This window comes from Chryseobacterium geocarposphaerae (assembly GCF_002797535.1).
Lineage (GTDB): Bacteria > Bacteroidota > Bacteroidia > Flavobacteriales > Weeksellaceae > Chryseobacterium > Chryseobacterium geocarposphaerae.
Map to the genome: position 1 here is coordinate 583,641 of NZ_PGFD01000001.1, position 19,232 is coordinate 602,872.

General features: G+C 35.1%; 19 protein-coding genes. 13 read left to right on the forward strand and 6 right to left on the reverse strand.

Going from position 1 to position 19,232, the window contains the following annotated elements:
• The first annotated feature begins 8 nt into the window (after window positions 1-8).
• A complete protein-coding gene (locus CLV73_RS02580) occupies window positions 9-458 on the forward strand; it encodes an Hsp20/alpha crystallin family protein (RefSeq protein ID WP_100375323.1) in 450 nt (149 codons plus the stop codon).
• 191 nt (window positions 459-649) lie between these two features.
• Entirely contained in the window at window positions 650-1,831 is a 1,182-nt protein-coding gene (locus CLV73_RS02585) for a cation:proton antiporter (RefSeq protein ID WP_228424181.1), read from the forward strand.
• A gap of 49 nt (window positions 1,832-1,880) precedes the next feature.
• On the opposite strand, the gene lpdA is transcribed toward CLV73_RS02585, so the two are convergent.
• Both lpdA and CLV73_RS02595 read right to left on the reverse strand, forming a co-directional pair.
• Complete coding sequence (gene lpdA, locus CLV73_RS02590; protein WP_100375325.1) at window positions 1,881-3,284, reverse strand: dihydrolipoyl dehydrogenase; 1,404 nt, start codon at window positions 3,282-3,284, stop codon at window positions 1,881-1,883.
• A 254-nt stretch (window positions 3,285-3,538) separates the two neighbouring features.
• The gene (locus CLV73_RS02595) at window positions 3,539-4,015 is read right to left on the reverse strand and encodes a MarR family winged helix-turn-helix transcriptional regulator (RefSeq protein ID WP_228424183.1); all 477 of its coding nucleotides are present in this window, start codon (window positions 4,013-4,015) and stop codon (window positions 3,539-3,541) included.
• A 111-nt stretch (window positions 4,016-4,126) separates the two neighbouring features.
• Between CLV73_RS02595 and CLV73_RS02600 the strand changes: the two genes are divergently transcribed.
• From CLV73_RS02600 to CLV73_RS02630, 7 genes are all read left to right on the forward strand, one after another.
• Window positions 4,127-4,636 (forward strand): transposase, encoded by a 510-nt coding sequence (locus CLV73_RS02600; RefSeq protein ID WP_169925734.1) that lies wholly within the window; start codon window positions 4,127-4,129, stop codon window positions 4,634-4,636.
• Window positions 4,629-5,816, forward strand: coding sequence for an FAD-dependent oxidoreductase (locus CLV73_RS02605; protein WP_157798703.1), 1,188 nt, complete (start codon window positions 4,629-4,631; stop codon window positions 5,814-5,816). The genes CLV73_RS02600 and CLV73_RS02605 overlap by 8 nt, the downstream gene beginning before the upstream one ends.
• A 242-nt stretch (window positions 5,817-6,058) precedes the next feature.
• On the forward strand, window positions 6,059-7,183 hold the full coding sequence (chrA, locus tag CLV73_RS02610) for a chromate efflux transporter (protein WP_100375328.1): 1,125 nt from the start codon (window positions 6,059-6,061) through the stop codon (window positions 7,181-7,183).
• Window positions 7,184-7,739: 556 nt separating this feature from the next.
• On the forward strand, window positions 7,740-9,185 hold the full coding sequence (locus CLV73_RS02615; RefSeq protein WP_100375329.1) for a TolC family protein: 1,446 nt from the start codon (window positions 7,740-7,742) through the stop codon (window positions 9,183-9,185).
• A 12-nt stretch (window positions 9,186-9,197) separates the two neighbouring features.
• Window positions 9,198-10,193, forward strand: a complete 996-nt coding sequence (locus CLV73_RS02620; protein WP_100375330.1) for an HlyD family secretion protein — start codon at window positions 9,198-9,200, stop codon at window positions 10,191-10,193.
• A 38-nt stretch (window positions 10,194-10,231) separates the two neighbouring features.
• Window positions 10,232-11,377, forward strand: a complete 1,146-nt coding sequence (locus tag CLV73_RS02625; protein ID WP_100375331.1) for an ABC transporter permease — start codon at window positions 10,232-10,234, stop codon at window positions 11,375-11,377.
• Window positions 11,374-12,531 (forward strand): ABC transporter permease, encoded by a 1,158-nt coding sequence (locus CLV73_RS02630; protein WP_157798704.1) that lies wholly within the window; start codon window positions 11,374-11,376, stop codon window positions 12,529-12,531. Before CLV73_RS02625 ends, CLV73_RS02630 begins: the two co-directional genes overlap by 4 nt.
• On the opposite strand, the gene CLV73_RS02635 is transcribed toward CLV73_RS02630, so the two are convergent.
• Window positions 12,528-12,911, reverse strand: a complete 384-nt coding sequence (locus CLV73_RS02635) for an SDR family oxidoreductase (RefSeq protein WP_100375333.1) — start codon at window positions 12,909-12,911, stop codon at window positions 12,528-12,530. The two genes, CLV73_RS02630 and CLV73_RS02635, sit on opposite strands and share 4 nt — an antisense overlap.
• Window positions 12,912-13,186: 275 nt before the next feature.
• Here CLV73_RS02635 and CLV73_RS02640 point away from each other — a divergent pair, with 275 nt between their 5' ends.
• The 4 genes from CLV73_RS02640 (at window position 13,187) to CLV73_RS02655 (ending at window position 16,118) form a co-directional block, all read left to right on the forward strand.
• Window positions 13,187-13,453 (forward strand): SemiSWEET transporter, encoded by a 267-nt coding sequence (locus tag CLV73_RS02640; protein WP_228424185.1) that lies wholly within the window; start codon window positions 13,187-13,189, stop codon window positions 13,451-13,453.
• Between the two features lie 50 nt (window positions 13,454-13,503).
• The gene (locus CLV73_RS02645; RefSeq protein WP_100375334.1) at window positions 13,504-14,079 is read left to right on the forward strand and encodes a Crp/Fnr family transcriptional regulator; all 576 of its coding nucleotides are present in this window, start codon (window positions 13,504-13,506) and stop codon (window positions 14,077-14,079) included.
• Window positions 14,080-14,142: 63 nt separating this feature from the next.
• Window positions 14,143-15,153: an NAD-dependent epimerase/dehydratase family protein gene (locus tag CLV73_RS02650; protein ID WP_100376962.1), complete on the forward strand. Its 1,011-nt coding sequence runs from the start codon at window positions 14,143-14,145 to the stop codon at window positions 15,151-15,153.
• A 332-nt stretch (window positions 15,154-15,485) separates the two neighbouring features.
• Window positions 15,486-16,118, forward strand: coding sequence for an HdeD family acid-resistance protein (locus tag CLV73_RS02655; RefSeq protein WP_100375335.1), 633 nt, complete (start codon window positions 15,486-15,488; stop codon window positions 16,116-16,118).
• A 49-nt stretch (window positions 16,119-16,167) separates the two neighbouring features.
• On the opposite strand, the gene CLV73_RS02660 is transcribed toward CLV73_RS02655, so the two are convergent.
• The 3 genes from CLV73_RS02660 to CLV73_RS02670 are packed head-to-tail and all read right to left on the reverse strand — an operon-like array spanning window position 16,168 to window position 19,227.
• Window positions 16,168-16,722 carry a hypothetical protein gene (locus CLV73_RS02660; protein ID WP_100375336.1) on the reverse strand — a complete coding sequence of 185 codons (555 nt, stop codon included), beginning with the start codon at window positions 16,720-16,722 and terminating at the stop codon, window positions 16,168-16,170.
• Window positions 16,719-17,945, reverse strand: a complete 1,227-nt coding sequence (locus CLV73_RS02665) for a hypothetical protein (RefSeq protein ID WP_157798705.1) — start codon at window positions 17,943-17,945, stop codon at window positions 16,719-16,721. Before CLV73_RS02665 ends, CLV73_RS02660 begins: the two co-directional genes overlap by 4 nt.
• A gap of 10 nt (window positions 17,946-17,955) precedes the next feature.
• Window positions 17,956-19,227, reverse strand: a complete 1,272-nt coding sequence (locus CLV73_RS02670; protein WP_100375338.1) for a condensation domain-containing protein — start codon at window positions 19,225-19,227, stop codon at window positions 17,956-17,958.
• Window positions 19,228-19,232: the final 5 nt, after the last annotated feature.

Genomic DNA, 19,232 nt, shown 5'->3' on the forward strand with positions numbered 1-19,232 from the left:
GCATTATTATGAATCTTATTAAGAAAAATTGGAGCAACATGCCAGGAGTTCCAAATCTTTTTGATGATTTTTTTAATCGTGAACTTTTTAATTGGGGGAACAATAATTATTCATCTACAAGCACTACTGTTCCTTCAGTCAATATTGTAGAAAATGCCGATACTTACCAGGTACAGGTAGCGGCTCCGGGTATGGAGAAGAATGATTTTGAAATTAAACTTGATGGACAGCTTCTGACTATTTCTTCCTCTAAACAAGATAGTAACGAAAGCCAGGATGGAAATTATACCCGACGGGAATTCAGTTATCAGTCATTTCAGAGAAGTTTTGAATTGCCAAAAGATGTTGTCGATCAGGAAAATATTCAAGCCAAATATGAAAATGGTTTATTGATGTTGACCATTCCTAAAAAGGAAGAGGCCAAACAAAAACCTCCAAGGTTAATTGAAATAAATTAATTGTCTTAGATCCTATCGAAAAACAAGCCTCAATGCGGGGCTTGTTTTCATAAAATCATAGAGTATATATTTATTATACTTTTCATTCTGTATGATTTTGCTAACTGATATAGCCTCATTAAAGTAGCAATTTGCTGCTTACCTAGTAAGACTGAATAAATATTAAATACTAACGCTATAATACTGAAAATATGCTTTGGACAGTATGTGTTTTATGTATGACAACGTTGGGATTGATGTTTTTGCTGAAAAAGCTGAATCAGCCCTACCTTATTGCCTATATTATTGCGGGGATATTACTTGGTCCTCATGTATTGAAGCTTTTTACCCAGCCTGAAGAAATAGAAGTGGTTGGAGAAATAGGCATATTGCTGCTTATGTTCTTTATAGGGATGGAAATCAATATTCCTAATAAGAAAAGCTTAATTATTAAACCATTACTAGCACAAAGTATAAAAATAGTTTTAAGCTTACTTTTTGCCTATTTTATTGGAAAATTTCTTAGTCTTGATGATAAAAGTATTGTGCTCATTGCCATGCTTTTTACATTTAATAGTACTGCCGTTGTCGTTGAATTTTTAAAGAAGCACGGTACAATACATACGGCATTCGGAATTGTTATTTTGAATATTTTGCTGTTGCAGGATCTCCTTTTGGCGCCGGCTTTGACAGTTCTGAAATTTTGGAGTGGTGAAAAATATAATTTTTTTAGCTTTATATTACCCTTGGCTGTATGCTTAGCTATTTTCTTTATTTTCAGAAAGATCAGACATATCAGGGAAATTAATTTTTCATATTCTTTTTTAGAGAATGATCATGATTTACAGGTTTTTTCAGGGCTTTTTATTTGTCTCGGATTCGGGGTTTTAGCGGAAGCTATCGGTATGAGTGCCGCATTGGGAAGCTTTATTGCCGGTGTTTTGGTGGGAAAGATGAAAGCTTTTCACTGGCTTGAGCATTCTTTACTGCCTTTTAAGGTTTTCTTTGTTTCATTATTCTTTGTATCCATTGGTCTTCGTATGGATATTCCTTATCTTATATCCAATTATAAACTTATTGTTTTAGGTACGATAGTGGTACTGATCAGTAACAGTATTATGTCTGCTGTTTTTTTCAGGTTTTTAAACTTTAAATGGAAGGATAGTCTTTACGGGGGTGCATTACTTTCGCAAACGGGAGAGTTTGGGATTCTTGCCTTATCTATTGCTTATAAAACAAATATTGTTGAATACGAGCTTTATAAAGCCGGACTGGGAATTACCTGTTTATCTCTGCTTTTTTCCACTATATGGATCAGTATCGGAACAATTTTTAAAGGGCATAAGAACATTATTAATAAAGATAATGTTGGCGCACATTTTAAGCATTATTAGCTTACTTGTAAAAACTGTTCCTGTCATAAATACTGATCGTGTAAAAGTTTTAAATATTTACCGAAGGTTCACCTGAAGCAATTGTATAGGCCTCTTTTAGTACTTCCGAATAAGTAGGATGGGCATAGCAGATTGAGGCCATATCTTTTGCCGTAATTTCAAATTCCAAACCGGTAACTGCTTGGGCTATTAAATCGGCAGCTCTTGCACCTATTATATGCACTCCTAAAAGTTCTCCATATTTAGGATCAGAAAGTACTTTTACAAAACCATCCGTTTCCATTCCTGCTCTGGCTCTGGCATTCACTGCGAACGGAAATTTACCGACATTATATTCTAATCCACGCTTTTTTAATGCTTCTTCTGTCGCTCCTATTGAAGCGACTTCTGGCCAGGTGTAAACTACTGACGGAATACGGTCATAGTCAATATGTGATTTTTGTCCATGAATTCTTTCGACAACAAATACAGCTTCTTCTTCTGCTTTGTGGGCAAGCATAGCTCCGCCAATAACATCACCAATTGCAAAAATATTTGAGGCTGTTGTCTGGAGCAGGTCGTCCACCTTGATCGTACCATTAGCATTTAATTCTACATTGGTGTTTTCTAAGCCCAGACCGATCACATACGGCTTTCTGCCGACAGCAACTAAAATATAATCGGCGGTAAGCTCCTGTTCGAGGCCTTGTTTATTTTTAAAATAGACTTTAGCTTTGTCACCATAGTTCTCTGCTTTGTAAACGGCTTCCTGAAGTTTTATTTCAACACCTTCTTTAGTTAAAATTTTAGCCAGAGTACTCCCTAATTCCTGATCCATATTGGCAATCAGATTATCGGCATATTCCAAAATAGTTACCTTGGTACCGATCCTGTTGAAAATTGAAGCCATTTCTACACCTATTACACCTCCGCCAATGATTACAATACTCTCAGGTTTTTTGTTCATAGCCAGCGCTTCTGTAGAAGTAATGATTCTTTTTTTATCGATGGTAACTCCCGGAATGGTTGCTGGTTTTGATCCTGTAGCAATAATAAACTTCTTTGATTTTATAACGGTTTCTGTTTGATCAGCATGTGAGATTTTTAAAGATTCATTGTTAAGAAAGGAACCGGAGCCTTGTAAAACTTTAATCTTATTCTTTCTCATCAAAAAATCCAGGCCTTGTGTATTTTTAGTTACCACTTCAGATTTGCGCTTGAAGACCTGTTCAAAATTGAGCCGGATATCTGAAAATTCTATACCATGATTTTGAAAAGTTTTTACAGCATCTGCATAATGATGAGTACTGTCCAATAGTGCTTTGGTAGGGATACATCCTACGTTGGTACAGGTGCCGCCCAAGGTACTGTATTTTTCGACTATAGCCGTTTTATATCCCAGTTGAGCACTTTTTATTGCTGCCACGTATCCTCCCGGACCTGATCCGATAATGGTAATATCAAATTCTTCCATTTTTTATTCTTTTCTTTTTAATATTATTAATAAAATAAACCGATCGGTCTAATCTATAGCAAAATTAAATAAAAAAATAAAACGATCGGTCTTTTTTTTAATTAGATTTTATTTGAATTATAAATAGAAGAGAATATCCAATAATATTGAACTGGTATGTCGTAAAATGTTATAAAGTGTATCAGGCAATCTCTCCTAAAGACAAAGTTATGTCTTGCAAAGAAGAGAAAGCTAGCGTTATAGTATCAGTAGTATTAATTTTCATTCAGGTTCCGGATCTGTTTATTGGAGAATTCAATAGCAGCTTTTAAGTATTTCTCTACCGTTGCAAGTTCCGTTTCAGTAAAGTCATTATACAGCTGTTTAAGATCCTCCTGCATCGTCATAAAAGCTGGTCCGATACGTTTGAATGCTTCTTCTTGGTCCAGGACTACTAAAACTTTTCTTCTGTCATCAGTTTGACGCTCACGTTTCACCAATTTGCTTTTTTCAAGTCTGTCAATCATTGCGGTTACCGCTCCCGTAGTAATGCCACTTAATTCAGCAAGCTGTCCGGCAGTCATAGAACCGTGTTGAAGAAGTAAGTCTATATATTTATGATCTGTACCGACAAGGCCGGCCTTTTGTGCAATTGCCTGATGCATGAGTACTGTAACCGTAGAGAATTCTCTGGTCAGGTTGTTAATAGTTGTCAGATGCTCAATTTGTTCTGTTTTTTTTTTGCTGTTCATAAAAATAATTTATCTTTGTCATTAAGATATTTAATGATGTTAATAATTTGCTTTACGGTAAAGATACTTAAATACTCTATTATATAAAACCAAAAATATTAATAAATGGAAATGACCAATACAACTTCACGAGCAGATAATTGGCTATATATCGCTACTGCACTTTATTTTGTAATGAACGGAGCGCAATTGTGGGAAACTGCAATTATGGTTCCTGCATGGACGGCGGGACCACCTGCATCCTTATTTTTCTTTAAGACCGCTTATGGCTTAGATTTCAAGCTTTTTTGGATAATAGTTCATTCTATTCATGAGATCTTTCTGCTATTAGCTCTTTTTTTTAATTGGCGTTTCAAACAGAGACGAAACGCTATGTTATTTTTATTGCTTATCCATATAGGTTTAAGAGTCTGGACTTTACAGTATTTCGCACCTACTTTGATGTCATTTATGGCCATGAAAGTCAGACCGGTTGTAGATCCCGGCTTATTGAAAGAAGCAATAGCTTGGAAAAACTTTAATTATGTACGTGTTGGGTTATATATATTGGTAAATATAGGTTATGTATATATTTCAAAACTTAAAACGGATGATGGATCTAAAAAAATGTATCATGAATAATAAGAAAGTAATGATTGTTGGAGCCGGAATTGCCGGTCCGGCATTAGCAATTGAACTGCTTAAAAAAGGAGCTTGGGTAACAATTATTGAAGCCCGTTCCAGGGAAGAAATGACAGAGGGGCTGTTCTTAGGAATATCACCAAATGGATTGAATGTCCTTGCTAATCTTATTGATATTTCCAGGATCTATGATGAATATGTTCCCGGAACACTTCGTTTTTACAATTCGAAAGCAAAACAGATTGCCGAATTGGATGCTTCCTATCAAAACGATGCTTATGGAATAGCCAGTATCCAGGTGAAGAGATCGGCAATAAGTAATTTATTACATGAAATGCTAATTGAATTAGGATGTTTTGTAGAATATGAGTGTAAATTAGAGTCTATTGAGTATTTTGGAGAAAAGATAAATATAAAAACCAGTAAAGAAAACTATCAGGGTTATGATTATCTGATAGGTGCAGATGGTATTCATTCAAAATGCAGAAAACTGCTCTTTCCGGATTCACCGCAACCCAACTACACAAAAATGCTATCTACAGGAGCAGTTGTAAAAATTCCCAATCAGGCAACACCTTCAGAAGCTATAAAAATGATGTTTGGCAAACAGGCGTTTTTCGGGTTTTCAACGACCAATACGGGAGAAACATGGTGGTTTAACAATTATGATGCTGAACAGGAGCCACATCGCCCGGTTTCGGATGACGAGTCTCAACAACTCAAAATAAAAAAAGATCTTTTGGAGCTGCATGCTCAAGATCACAGAAAAATCAGTGAGATTATTACGGCAAGTAATGATTTATTTGCTTATCCTATCTTTGATATGCCTGTGCTGGAAAGATGGTACGCCGGAAGAGTTTGCTTAATAGGGGATGCTGCCCATGCTATTTCACCACATACCGGACAGGGAGCTTCATTGGCTCTGGAAGATGGTGCGGTGTTGGCAAAGTGCTTAATCAAATATGATGATCCTGAACTTGCTTTTTCCCGATTTCAGCAATTAAGATCCGGCAGAGTAGCAAAAATTATTGCGCAGGCAAGAAAAATCGGTAAGGCAAAATCAAAGCCTAATTGGGTAATCAATTTATTCAGAGACAGTATGTTAAAATATTTTATTAATATGGAAAAGAAGAAGATGCACTGGGTATACGGTTATGATGTAAACAAATTGGATATATAATATTTGTTTTGTAGAAATAGAATAGAAGGATTTCATCTATTTAAATCAAATTTCTTAGCCGTTAAAAGATTGTGAATGTTTGAAAATATAAGAATGTATGAAAAACTTTATCATCTCATAAATCTGTGTAATTTTATGAAAAAATTTCATTACATCTGAAATTTCTATATTATGAAAAATCAGGATTTTAAATTGCATAATGAAAAATAGCATCCATTTACTTGACGAATATATAGTAATTCATGAAAAAGGAAAATAAACTGAAAGAACTTGCACGTATTTTCCTAAAGTTAGGGATTACGGCTTTTGGAGGACCTGCTGCTCATATTGCCATGATGAGGCAGGAAGTCGTAATAAAGCGTCAATGGATGACCGAGGAACATTTTCTGGATATGATAGGAGCAACCAATTTAATACCCGGACCTAACAGTACAGAGATGGCAATCCATATCGGGCAAGACAGAGCTGGCTGGAAAGGACTTATTGTAGCGGGATTATGCTTTATAGGTCCCGCAGTTCTCATTACTTTATTTTTTGCATGGCTGTATAAAGAATATGGACAGCTTCCGGAAGTTCAGCCTTTTATTTATGGGATAAAACCTGCGATTATATCGGTTATTTTAGCAGCCATTTATCCTTTGGGCAAGAAATCACTGAAAACATTACGGCTCTGGTTTGTTGGTATAAGTGTGCTGATTTTATCTTTATTGGGGATCAATGAAATTTTTCTCTTATTTGGAGCAGGTCTGTTAGCTGTATTATTGTATCTTATCAATAAGCGGAGTGAAGTTCATTCCTTTATTCCGGCGGTATTATTACAAATTCCGGATTCCGGTTTTCTATCATCTAAAAATTTTCATCTTTTTCTGGTTTTCCTTAAAATTGGTGCTATTCTGTACGGAAGCGGCTACGTTTTGTTTGCTTTTTTAGATGCTGAATTGGTATCAACAGGTTTGCTAACACGCCAACAACTGATAGATGCTATTGCAGTAGGACAATTTACACCAGGTCCGGTCTTTTCTTCAGTTACTTTTATAGGCTTTCAAATTAACGGTTTTTCAGGCGCTGTATTTTCCACCATTGCTATTTTCCTGCCTTCATTTGTATTCGTGGCAATACTTCATCCGTTGATGAAACGAGTCCGCAATTCAAAAATTTTATCCACATTTTTAGATGCAGTAAATGTTGCTTCAGTAGCTATTATTGTAGCTGTGTGCTATGAAATGGCAAAAGACAGCGTTGCGGATTGGCGTACTATAGCCATTGCAGTTATCAGTCTGATTTTTGTCTTCAGGTTTACCAAAGTTAACAGTGCTTTTGTGGTGTTAGGAGGAGCTTTATTAGGTTTTCTGCTATTCAGAATTTGAAACCTGAAAGAATCTAAAAATTTTCTTACAGCTGTCTTTTTTATCAAAATAAGACTAGGTTAAAATATGGACCTAACAAATCATAAAATTCATTAAAATATCATAGAGAGTAATTTTTTGAAATTTTAGTGAAACTGAAATATATTAATATTTTTTAAAACTTGCTATGGTGAACTAATTAAAATAATTTGTATTTTTATAAGACCAACCAAATATTAATAAGCATTTATATGAAAATTTACTTTGTTTTAAATCCCGTTTTTCATTCTCATACTGGCTAAGAACAGTATATAAACAATCAACAGCAATTGGAAGATTCTGCCAGAGAAAAGTTAGCTCAAATTTGAACATAGAATACTAGTACTGGGATTATCCCTCTGTAGAGTGTTATGCAATTAAGAGTTTCAGATTAAAATTCTTTCGTTCAATTTTCAGAGTATAGCAAACATTATTTTAATGCTATAAATAGTGGTATAGGGAAAATGGTAATGTAGTGTATTTCTTCGTCCTTGTTGATGTTATAATTTATTTCTGGATTAAATTTGGATAAGATGTTATGTACATACAAATTATACGATTTAAAAAAATAATACCGATATGTTTTGTGCTGTTTTCTGCAAATATCTTTTGCCAGAGTGTTAGTCTTCAGCAATGTATCAATAATGCAATAAAAAATAATTCTGCAATAAAGCTGGCAGAGCAATCTTTGGAAACCCGGGAAAAGCTTGTACAGTCCAATAAAAATAATAATTTACCGAAGGTAGATTTACTTGGAGGTTATAACTATATCGGAGAACCTATTAAAATTAATCTTCAGCAGGTAAAAGGCGGAATCGTAGAGGGATCGGCACAACAGAGCGTATCTTCTGCCAATTCCGTTTATCAGGAGATTACGGGAAACGCTCTTCCCCAAAGTGTTCAGGATGTTATTTACCAGACTTCCAAAGATATTATTAATGCGGTATATCCCAATTACAACCCAGCGATTGCAAAACAAAGCTATTTTTTAGCCGGTGTTTTCGTAAGGCAGCCTATTTATCTTGGTGGTAAGCTGAATGCTTCACAAAAACTTTCGGAACAGCAGGTGGAAAGTGGAAAAGCCAATCTGAAATCTTCAAAAGATCTTATAACTTATAATATAACATTACAATATATTCAGATCATGTATCTCAATTCAATGATTGAGAAACAGCAGAAAAGTGTGGCATCTCTTCATCAGAACGAAAAATATGCTGAAAATCTTTTGAAATCAGAAATTATCCCGCCTTATCAGAAAAATTGGGCAGATATTGCTAAAAAACAAGGAGAAACCAATCTTAAAAACCTGAATCTTGAAAAAGAAAATGCGTTGCTTGCCCTTAAAGATTTAATGGGAGTTTCACTAGACGAACCCTTGGAAATTACTGAGAAGCTAACCGAAAACACGGAACTTCCGACATTTTCCAATTCAGAAAATAATGCAGATATCAAGCTCCTTCAAAGCAAAAAAACAGAAGCAGAAACAGGTCTTATGATTACCAAATCTCTTTCGAAGCCGAATATTTTTGCCATTGGGAACTATCAGTTTTTCAGAAAGGACCTTCCTTTGATTACACCTCCCTGGCTGGTCGGGATAGAAATGCAATGGACACTCTTTGATCCCGAAAGGAGATCCAGAAATCAGGCGTCGGAATCTGTTATAAAAGAAGCTGATATATTAATAGATCAGAAACAGAAAGCTGTAAATCTTGCGACCAGAATAACACAAAATAAGCTTATCAGTCTGAAAGAACAGAGTGAGACTTTTGATGAATCAAGGAAACAGTCTTATATAACTACTGAAATGGTAAGAAAACGATTGGAAAACAGTCTTGCTTCTGTGAAGGATGTTAATGATGTACTTCAATTGCATTATGAAACCGAAAAGCTGTATTACACTTCGCTAGTTGCTTATCAGACGGCATTAGCAACCTATTTTTTTATTAACGGAACCCCTGAAAACATGATCAATTATATTCCATAAAATCAGAACAAGATGAAGAACTTTATAAAAAATTACTGGGCGGTTTTTATTCCTTTGATTGTTTTGGCTGTTGCGGTTATATACCTTCTTAGAAATACATCTTCACAGGTCGATAAGGATGCCGTTATAGGGATGGTTGATGCGGAATTTGTGGATGTATCTGCATCTTTACCCGGAAGAGTGGTCGATTTGTTGGTAAAACAGGATGATGAGGTAAAAGAAGGACAGATTGTTGCCCAAATGAAAACTTCAGAGATAGAAACCATTCAGTCGCAGGTTTCCGAAGCAGTAACTATTGCCCAAAATCAGCTGAATAAAGTTGATCGAGGTGTGGAGCCTGAGGTTTTGGCTTCGGCAAAGAATCTTCAACAGATTGCACAGCAGCAAATGGATTTAATGAATAAAACCTATTCGCGTTTCCAGAATCTTTATTCTGAGGGCGTGGTTTCGGGACAGGAAAGAGATATTGTTTATTTTAAATTTAAAGCGGCCCAAAAAGAGCTTGAAACGGCAAAACTGAATGTACAATTGCTTGAACGCGGAAGTAATGATGAGCTTAAAAATTCTGCAAAATCAATTCTGAATCAGGCAAAAGATGCGGAGAAACTTACCGAACAGATTAAAGATAATGCTTCTATAAAAGCTCCTGCTTCAGGAAAGATTTCCACCGTTATTTCGAATAAAGGCGAAATGGTAAATGCTGGATATCCTATGATGACCATTCAGAAGGATAATTCCTATTTTGTAAAATTCAATCTCCGCCAAAGTCAGATGAATAAAATAGATAAAGGAACATCTGTCACAATGAAAATTCCTGGATGTACGCCGGAAGAAGTGAAGGGTGTCGTATCGGAACTGGCTCCTGCATTAGGATATGCAGATTGGGTGCCCGAAAAACAGAACGGAGAATTTGAACTGAGAACTTTCCAGATAAAAGTAAAACCTGAAAATCTGAGTTCAATTAAAGGACTTCGTCCCGGTATGACTGCACAACTGATTTTACCATAATATTATTTTAATTCAATTTGAAAACCATTAGCCAAATCATGCTGCGAGAATGGAAACGAATTTTTTCGATTCCTAACTTTTATGTGGTTTTACTGGTGATTCCGCCAATTATTTTTCTTTTTTACGGTTTTATTTATCAGAAGCAGTTTGCTAAGGAACTTCCAATGGCAGTTTGGGATGAAGATCGCTCTTCAGTTTCCAGAATGCTTACAGATATGATGGAGCAGAATGAGTATATACATTTTACCCATACAGCTTTCAGTAATGCAGAAATCGAAAGTCTGATGAAAAAAGGTGAAATTTTTGGGGCGGTCCATTTCCCGAAAAATATGGAAGCGGATGTAAAGAAAGATCATCAATCCAATATTACGCTGTATACGAATGGAGCCTATCTTGTCCCTGCGAAGATGATCTATAAAGGAGCTGCGGAAGTCATCATCAAAGGAGGACTTGCTGTAGTTCTTCAAAAAGCGGAAAAGCAGGGAATGCCTGCTGAAACAGCGAATACTTTGGTTCAGCCCATTAAGTTAAATACAACAACTTTATATAATCCTGATTTTAACTATCAAATGTATCTTACACCGGGTCTGATAACCGTAGGTTTGCAAATGGCATTGATCGTGGCGTCTGTTCTCATCCTGAATTTGGAGTTTAAAAGAAGTACCATTGATGAACTCTTGAAGATTTCAACCTCTTCTTCACAGATCTTTATAGGAAAAATGTTTGCACATCTTTGCATTGCATGGATTCTTTTTTTACTGGTTGCTTTTTTGGTGTTTCCTGTTTATCATTTAGGAAAACCCGGGACCTATTTTAATTTCTTCATCATGTATACTTTGATGTCTCTTGCATGCATCGGTATAGGGATGATGGTTTCTGCAATTTCAAACAATCTGCTTTTGGTAACGGATATTGCACTGTTTTTTACTTCCCCGGCTTTTGTATTCAGTGGGTTTACATTTCCAAGAACGGCAATGCCATGGTATGATCAGTTTTATGCAGAAATAATGCCTTACACACACTTTCTGGATGGATTTATTAAGATTTATTTTATGAAACTTCCGATATCGTATGCAATGCCGGAAATTTATAAGCTTTTGCTGTTTATTGGAGTTACTTTTTCAATTGCGATCCTTTTTTTCCAAAATAAAGTGGATACTTATCTTAAAAATCAAAAGGTGTGAAAGAAATATTCCAAATCATAAAACGAGAAGCTCAAAGCGTTTCAAAAGATTCAAGTCTGTTTATGATTTTACTTTTGGCGCCTATTGTTTATGCCTTTATGTATGGAAGCATTTATCTGAACAAAGGAGAGGAGAAAGTGAAGTTAGCCTTGATTGATGCAGATGGAACGGCAATATCAAGATTGTTGACAGATCAACTCAATTCTACTCCGATGATTGATATAACTCCTGTTTCCGATATTTCTGAGGCTAACGAAAAACTATATAATGGAGAGGTTGAAGGATATTTTTATATTCAGAAGGATATGGAAAAGTATATTCTTTCCCAAAAGCAGGTCAATGTAAATCTTGTTTTGAATGCTTCGCGATTTTTGCCTTCCAGCGATTTATTAAGCGCAGTTACCAAAGTTTGTCTTACGGTTGGAGCAGGTGTAAGAAAAACTTATTTCAACAAGCAAGGGATGAATGATGATCAGTCGATGAAAATGACCAATCCAATTAATATGGATTACCGTCCGTTGTACAATTCAGGGATGACGTATGGGGCTTTTTTATTACCTGGATTACTGGCCATAATTTTACAACAGACTTTGCTGATAGGTGTTGCAGCTAGTTTTGCCTCTGAAAGAGAAGATAAAAAGCTTAGTAATCTTTATCAACTTTCAGGACGCAATATTTCTAAATTACTTATTGGAAAGAGTAGTTTATATTTCATTGTTTTTATGATTTTCGGTTTGTTTTTTGCGACCATAAATTTTTCGGTCTTCGGAGTGAAAATAAGAGGGAATTATTTGGATTTGTCTTTATTAATGGCTCTTTTTATAGCTACAATACTGGTTTTTGGGATGTTAATCGGGAGTTTTTTAAAATCTAAGCTTTTCACATTTCAGGTTATGGTTTTTTCGTCTTATCCGATATTTTTGATAACGGGATATTCTATGCCATATCAGGCTTTACCTAAATTAGTACAATTTTTTTCAGATATGCTTCCAACAACACCTTTCCTAAAAGCGTATCTTTCAATAGTTCAGGCAGGAGGTAGTCTGGCAGACAATTTACCGTCAATACTTCACCTGACAGTTTTATTATTAATTTTTATGGTTTTATGTATGCTTAGATTTAAATTTATTATCAATTATAAATCAGGTAACTAATGTAGCGAGTGAGAGCTGTTTCTCCTGTGATATGCGGCTATAAACCTGTTCCACTTGCCGAGTGCTTCATAGCCACTTAAATGAACAATTCTCTTCACCTTAGTCTCAAGAATAACTCTTTTGTAACTTTCTCCAATGATCTTATAATACTTGATCTGATCCTGCTGTTCATAATTAGGAAGAATCATACAATATACAGCATCTGCTTCCGAAAAGGATACTGCTAAAAATCCAATAGCAGCAGTTGCTTTTAGACGTTCAATCTCCATCTTTCTTTCGGGATTGCTGCTGATTAATGTTACCGTATGTCCTTGTTTGATTAATTCTTGGCCTAATGGCTGCCCGATGTTCCCTAAAGAACCTGTAATTACTATTTTCATTCTTTTTATTTTTTATAGTTACAAAGTTCTTAAGGATCGAAGCGGCAATTGTATCCAGATCTGTTTTTGTTGTATCCAAAGCGGATATATAAAGTTTTCAAGGGGAGGGAATATTCATTGCTTTTTAATTAACCAATTCCCTTAAATTATAATAGTAGTAAATGAATAATAGATGAAAAAATATTTTTAAATTGTTTTCAAAAATAGATAATCATTAAAAGTAAAAATAGCTAACTTGAGTCTAAATAGATTTTATAGTTTAAATAAGAAGATAAATGATTGATGAAAATATTTTAGGAATTGCTGCCGGAACTTTAACTTCCGTTTCAATGCTACCTCAACTTATAAAGGTAATAAGAGAAAAAAATGTTGATGATTTGTCGTGGGTGATGATTCTGGTGCTTATCTTAGGACTCTCATTATGGGTGTGGTACGGGTTTCGGAAAGATGAATTACCCATAATTTTATCAAATGCCTTTGCTATATTGGTAAATGGAACTCTCTTCATCTGTTACTTACTATATAAAAATAATGCTGATTGAACGCTATTTTTATTTTTATACTTTGTTCAAAGTAATTTCTAAACAATATTATGCATAATCAACTCATCCAACTTATTTCAGAACGTGCACAACTTTCAGATATTGAAAGAGAATTATACATTCAGTATTTTGAACCCGTCCTGTATCCCAAAAACAGAGTGATTGAAGAAGAAGGAAAAGTTCCTCAATATTTATATTTTGTGGTTTCAGGTTTTGTACGGCTGTTTCATTACAATGATAAAGGCGATGAGGTAACTACGCACATCAATTGTCCTCCGGGTTTTATTACTTCTTATTCCAACTTTACAAATCAGACCCGATCAGATGAAAATCTGGAATGTATTACGGAATGCGAACTTTTACGTATTACAAAGACAGATCTTGATCTGCTTACTCAAAAAAGCCCTGCATTTAAAGATTTCAGTTTTTTAGTTTTTCAGAAATCGTTATCCTACAATGAGAAACGTGCGAAAGAACTGGCAACACTTACTGCAGAAAAGCGCTATTTAAAATTAATGACAGAACATCCTGAGTTGTTACACAATGTTCCTATGCAGTATATTGCTTCTTTTCTGGGCATGAATCCCAAAAGTTTGAGCCGTATCCGCAAACAGATTTTTAAGTAACATTTGTGAAGTGATTTTGAATAAGCAAGGATGAACTTTGCAGTAGTATTTAAAATCAATAAAATGACAAGTAAGAATTTAGTATTAGTGTCCGGAGCAAATGGGCATTTAGGCAACAATCTGGTAAGGTTACTCATTAAAAAAGGATTTCAGGTTCGCGCATCCGTTCGTAATATCAAAAATAAAGACTGTTTTAAAGATTTGGACTGTGAAGTGGTGCAGGCAGATATCACCGACAAAGCTTCATTTGTAAAAGCTCTCCAGGGAGTTCATACATTTTATGCTGTAGGTGCTTCATTTAAATTGTGGGCCAAAGATCCTAAAAAAGAAATCTACGATGTCAATATGGAAGGAACCCGTAATACGATCGAAGCCGCTGCTGAAGCGGGGGTAAAAAGAATTGTGTATGTGAGTTCCATCGCAGCTTTAGATTATACCAATCTCCCTACTAAAGAGAGTAATGGATACAACCCGGACAGAAGAGATATGTATTATAATTCTAAGAATGATGGCGAAAAGCTGGCTTTTCAGCTCGCTAAAGAATTAGGAATTGAATTGGTGTCCGTAATGCCCGGAGCAATGATTGGTAGTGAAGCATTTCTCCCGTTGAATATCTCTTATGGCGTACTGGGATTAATTTTAAACAAGCAAATACCGATGGATACCAAAATAACGCTGAATTGGGTAGATGTAAAAGATGTTGCGGAAGGTTGCTATCTTGCCGCAGAAAAAGGGCGATCCGGAGAGCGTTATATTTTAGCCAACGAAAAATGTATGACCATTACCGATACTACCAAACTGGCTCAAAAGCTTTATCCGGAACTGAAAATCAAAGTGCCTGGTTCTGTTCCTAAATTTGTCCTGTATGTAATTGCAGGTGTAATGGAACTTTCAGCTAAAATCAGTGGAAAACCTCCGGTACTAAGCGTTAAAGATATTGCAATGTTTTCAGGATTACAGCAGAACTTCGATATTTCAAAATCAAGAAACGAATTGGGTTTTAATCCTAAGAGTCCGGAACAAACGGTAAAAGAAGCTTTAGCCTATCTCATGGAACATAAAAATTTGCTATAAATATATAATTTGTAACATTTTTGAACATAAATTGATTAATTATAAAATGGCTATCAACAGATAGTCATTTTTGTTTCATAAATAGATATCAAGCATTGGGCAAATTTTTTCTTTTTTGAATAAATATCATAAGGTTAAATGTCTTGTATTCAGATATTTTACGTAAATTAGAACAGCTGAAGAAAATTTTTTATGAAGTAGTGAAGACTTTGCCGTCAACATAAATCATTTACATTTCTTTTACGCAGAATTTCCCGAAGCTACTGATAAAAATATAAACACGGACCCGCCGAACACCGTATTGCAAAGTAGGCACTAAAAATTTATTCATTATGCCCAATCTGTTAAAATCATTCAGAAACTCTGTGAAGCATTGGTATGTTCCTCTGATTTTGGGAATTATTTTTATCGTTTGTGGACTTTATGTATTCTCTTCACCTCTTGGAACTTATGTGGCCCTATCACTATTATTTAGTGTATCTTTTATCGTTTCAGGAATATTCGATATCTTTTTTTCCATTGAGAATCGAAAGTCGATGAACGGGTGGGGATGGTATTTGGTGAGTGGACTTTTATCCTTAATTATGGGTGTTTACTTAGTGAGTTACCCTAAAATATCAATGGCAATACTTCCCTTCATTGTAGGGCTTACAGTTATGTTCCGCTCTTTCCAGTTATTGGGGATTTCTTTCGATTTAAAAGATGCTCATGTTCTTCGTTGGGGTAATCTTGCTATTTTCAGTATTCTCGGGATTATTCTTTCTTTCCTCCTTTTGGCTAATCCTATATTTTCAGGAATGTCGCTGGTGGTGGTTACCGGATTATCCTTTGTTTTTGTTGGAGTAGCTTCTGTTATTCTAGCTTTTGATCTTAAAAAACTTAAAAATTTCCCTAATAAATTAAGTGACGAGATAAAGCAGAAAATAGAAAATCTTCAGGAAGAAATTAATGAAAGAATGAAATAAAAGTTTTTATATAGATAAACAAAGATAAACTGCATTCGGTCACATTATATTAACCATTATTCACTTCAACTGAATCTAATATGACACGTTTATTTAAGTAATTTTTCAGCGTTCTAATGGGAAGATAAGTAAACAATACCGAAAGTATTCCGGCTAAACTTCCGACCAAAATAGCCATTGCTGTCGGGTTTAGTTTATAATATTTTGATAAAATAAACTGGGCAAACAGCAAGCTGGATAAAACCAATACACCTGTAACCAGTCCGTTTAAAATACTCAGTTTAGTCAGTAATTTTTTTAAATTAAGCTGATCATCGACTTCAAACTCAATTGCTTTTTGATGTGCTGCATCGGTCACTCTTTTGATAATATCAATCGTAAGAACAACCGGTAAAAAAATAGCCATAGGTAAGGTAAGGCGAGCTAAACTCTGTGTACAGGCAAAAAAATGAGTATAGCCTAATTCATTAAAACTGGCATAAGCAATGATAAAATTAAAAAATACGTTCGGAATCAAATAGATAAGCATCCGCTTTTTCAGAAAGCGGTTGAGTGTTGTTTTTTTGAGTGGTTTTGGTTGAGCTTTTTTTATTTTAAATTTCATGACGTCAGGAGCTCAATAGCTTTATCTTTTATTTTTTTTGCATCTTCTTTCGGAAGAAAATCTTCATTAGACATAAAGGTGAAATCCATTTGCTGATTATAAGTCGTTACTACTAAAGTATTGGAATTCAGCCACGGAAATGCAACTGTCGGGCTGTAAATGGTTTCCAGCTTAAAATTTTTATACTCATTCGGAATATCTATTTTACCCATATTCGACAACGTAATATCATGTCCGCCTTTGCCGGATTTTAATAATGAAATCATACGATCAACAACCGGATGCATATTTTCACCCATCCACAGCAATTCCCTTGCTTCCGTCTTTCCTATTTTTTCAACTAAATCTTTCTTGATCTGTTGCGCATTTTCAAGTAAATTCTGCCCTTTTTTCAAAGACAATTCAACTGTCGGCGCAAATGCAAAGATATGATCTTGCTTGATTTCCGGAATAAAATTTCGAACATCTACCGGGCTTATCACTTTTCCTTTTGCCTTTTTACCCTGAAATTCTTTGAACGCTTCCATAAAGGCCGCACACAACAAAGAATGAACGGAAATCCCGTTGACTTTACATTTATCAACTATTTTTTTGGAAATAACAGTGTCAAGTTTTCTGTGAAGAGCGTAGTTTTTTCCGGAATTTCTTTTTTTACTTTTAGACTGAATGAAAAAGAATAATTTGGCCATAATTAAATATAATCTAGCTTTTCGCTGGTTTTTTTTCAGATTGAAATCAGCAGGCAGAAAATCATCAACGGAGCTGAATGTCTGATAAGAGCCCAATTCTGCAGAAGGATCATCCAGTAAAGAACAAAGTTCTCGTAGTAAGTTGATACCGGTTGTTCCATCGCAGATAGAATGGGGCATTACCCAAAGAATTTCAGAAACAGCTGATCCTTTTACCCAAACAATCTGGACCAGTGGTTTTTTCGGATCTTCAAAAATTCTGTACCATTCATTTTCAGATTCGGACAGCCAGTCCTGATCTGTTTTTCGTTCAACAATACGGAGCGGAATTGGTAAAATATCATTTTCTTCAACAAAGAAGGGATATTTTGCGTTTTTATGATCAATATAGGCTCTTAGTAATGGATGTTTCCGCTGGATTTTATCTAAAGCAATTTTAAAATGATCTTCAGAAATTACCCCATTAATTTTAACTGTAAATACACAATTTACAGGAGTTTTAGAATCAACGTACATGATTCTTTCTACCATCATTAGTTTTCGTTTAATCATAGGCCGCTACAGATTCCAGTTTTTGTTTTATGATGGTAATGACTTCGTCACGAATTGCCAAAGCTTCAGTTTGAGGTAAATACCCTTCGCTTCCCATGAAAGCAAAATCCATTTCTCCACGGAATGTGGAGGTTACCATTGTTGTTGTATTTCCCAAAGGTCCGATGACGGACGGACTGAATATGTTTTCCAGTGTAAATTCCTTGTATTCATGAGCAATTGGAATGCGACCCAAATTAGAAAACATACAATCATTGGTAGATTTTCCGTTTTTCAATAATTTAGTAAAATTCGTCAATGCATCATGAGCAGATTCCATGACCATCATCGTGATGTAGGGATTTAATTTTGATGTTTTTTTCTCAACAGCTTCCTGCATCAGTTTTAAGTTTTCTTCAAAACCTAATTTTTTGTTTAAAGAGACCACAATCATCAATCCAAAAGCGAAAATGTGATCGGCTTTGATCTGATCAGCAAAACGTCTGATATCAACAGGGCATGAAACCTTATTAAAAGCCTTCTCTTTTCTGGTTTTTTGAAATGCTTTTAAGATTGTTGCACAGAGAAAAGTATTGACAGTCACTTTTTGAAATTTGCAATAATCAATCAGTTCTTTACTTGTCTCTTTATCAAACTTCCAGTTGATCAAATAATCGCTTTGTCGGTCAGTCGTTTTTTTATTAACAGGGATATATTTGATAGCCGTTGCAGCCAATCGCCCAATCATTTTTGCTTTAAATTGTTGCTTACGGTTGTTCAAAATTTCGTTGGGAACTACGTCATGAATTCCCAAAATCGGATCTTCAACGCCAATGTCGTAATTCGGATCGTCCAGTACTTTTAAAAATTCATCCAGAACAGCCATGGCAGAACCTCCATCACATAAGCAATGATGGAACACAAACATCATATCTGAAATTTCTTCACCTTTGATCCAGACAAATCGCATGAGTGGCTGTTCTTTGTAATTAAACATTTTATACCACTCTTTTTTCGATTCTTCCAGCCAGTCATTTTCATCTTTTCGGGCTAAAATCCGGATGGAAATTTTTACTTTTTCTGAAACCTCAAACCACGGAACATTCTTTTCATCATGTTGAATAACAGCCTTTAACCAAGGATGTTTATTCTGAATCTTTTCTAAGGCATACTGAATATCTTTCAAGACAAATGCTCCTCTTAACCTGAAAGGGATCACCGTGTTGAAGGGCTCAGTACCGTCGCCAAGCAACATTCTTTCACCAAATAACAATCTTCTTTTCATATGTA

What these genes read in the sequence shown, in the direction of transcription:
- chrA (WP_100375328.1), top strand. Translation starts at nt 6,059, where the DNA reads ATGAAAAAGGAAAATAAACTGAAAGAACTTGCACGTATTTTCCTAAAG.
- CLV73_RS02665 (WP_157798705.1), bottom strand. Translation starts at nt 17,945, where the DNA reads ATGATGGTAGAAAGAATCATGTACGTTGATTCTAAAACTCCTGTAAAT.
- CLV73_RS02595 (WP_228424183.1), bottom strand. Translation starts at nt 4,015, where the DNA reads ATGAACAGCAAAAAAAAAACAGAACAAATTGAGCATCTGACAACTATT.
- CLV73_RS02615 (WP_100375329.1), top strand. Translation starts at nt 7,740, where the DNA reads ATGTACATACAAATTATACGATTTAAAAAAATAATACCGATATGTTTT.
- CLV73_RS02585 (WP_228424181.1), top strand. Translation starts at nt 650, where the DNA reads ATGCTTTGGACAGTATGTGTTTTATGTATGACAACGTTGGGATTGATG.
- CLV73_RS02670 (WP_100375338.1), bottom strand. Translation starts at nt 19,227, where the DNA reads ATGAAAAGAAGATTGTTATTTGGTGAAAGAATGTTGCTTGGCGACGGT.
- CLV73_RS02625 (WP_100375331.1), top strand. Translation starts at nt 10,232, where the DNA reads ATGCTGCGAGAATGGAAACGAATTTTTTCGATTCCTAACTTTTATGTG.
- lpdA (WP_100375325.1), bottom strand. Translation starts at nt 3,284, where the DNA reads ATGGAAGAATTTGATATTACCATTATCGGATCAGGTCCGGGAGGATAC.
- CLV73_RS02655 (WP_100375335.1), top strand. Translation starts at nt 15,486, where the DNA reads ATGCCCAATCTGTTAAAATCATTCAGAAACTCTGTGAAGCATTGGTAT.
- CLV73_RS02580 (WP_100375323.1), top strand. Translation starts at nt 9, where the DNA reads ATGAATCTTATTAAGAAAAATTGGAGCAACATGCCAGGAGTTCCAAAT.
- CLV73_RS02605 (WP_157798703.1), top strand. Translation starts at nt 4,629, where the DNA reads ATGAATAATAAGAAAGTAATGATTGTTGGAGCCGGAATTGCCGGTCCG.
- CLV73_RS02645 (WP_100375334.1), top strand. Translation starts at nt 13,504, where the DNA reads ATGCATAATCAACTCATCCAACTTATTTCAGAACGTGCACAACTTTCA.
- CLV73_RS02660 (WP_100375336.1), bottom strand. Translation starts at nt 16,722, where the DNA reads ATGAAATTTAAAATAAAAAAAGCTCAACCAAAACCACTCAAAAAAACA.
- CLV73_RS02650 (WP_100376962.1), top strand. Translation starts at nt 14,143, where the DNA reads ATGACAAGTAAGAATTTAGTATTAGTGTCCGGAGCAAATGGGCATTTA.
- CLV73_RS02635 (WP_100375333.1), bottom strand. Translation starts at nt 12,911, where the DNA reads ATGAAAATAGTAATTACAGGTTCTTTAGGGAACATCGGGCAGCCATTA.
- CLV73_RS02600 (WP_169925734.1), top strand. Translation starts at nt 4,127, where the DNA reads ATGACCAATACAACTTCACGAGCAGATAATTGGCTATATATCGCTACT.
- CLV73_RS02620 (WP_100375330.1), top strand. Translation starts at nt 9,198, where the DNA reads ATGAAGAACTTTATAAAAAATTACTGGGCGGTTTTTATTCCTTTGATT.
- CLV73_RS02640 (WP_228424185.1), top strand. Translation starts at nt 13,187, where the DNA reads ATGATTGATGAAAATATTTTAGGAATTGCTGCCGGAACTTTAACTTCC.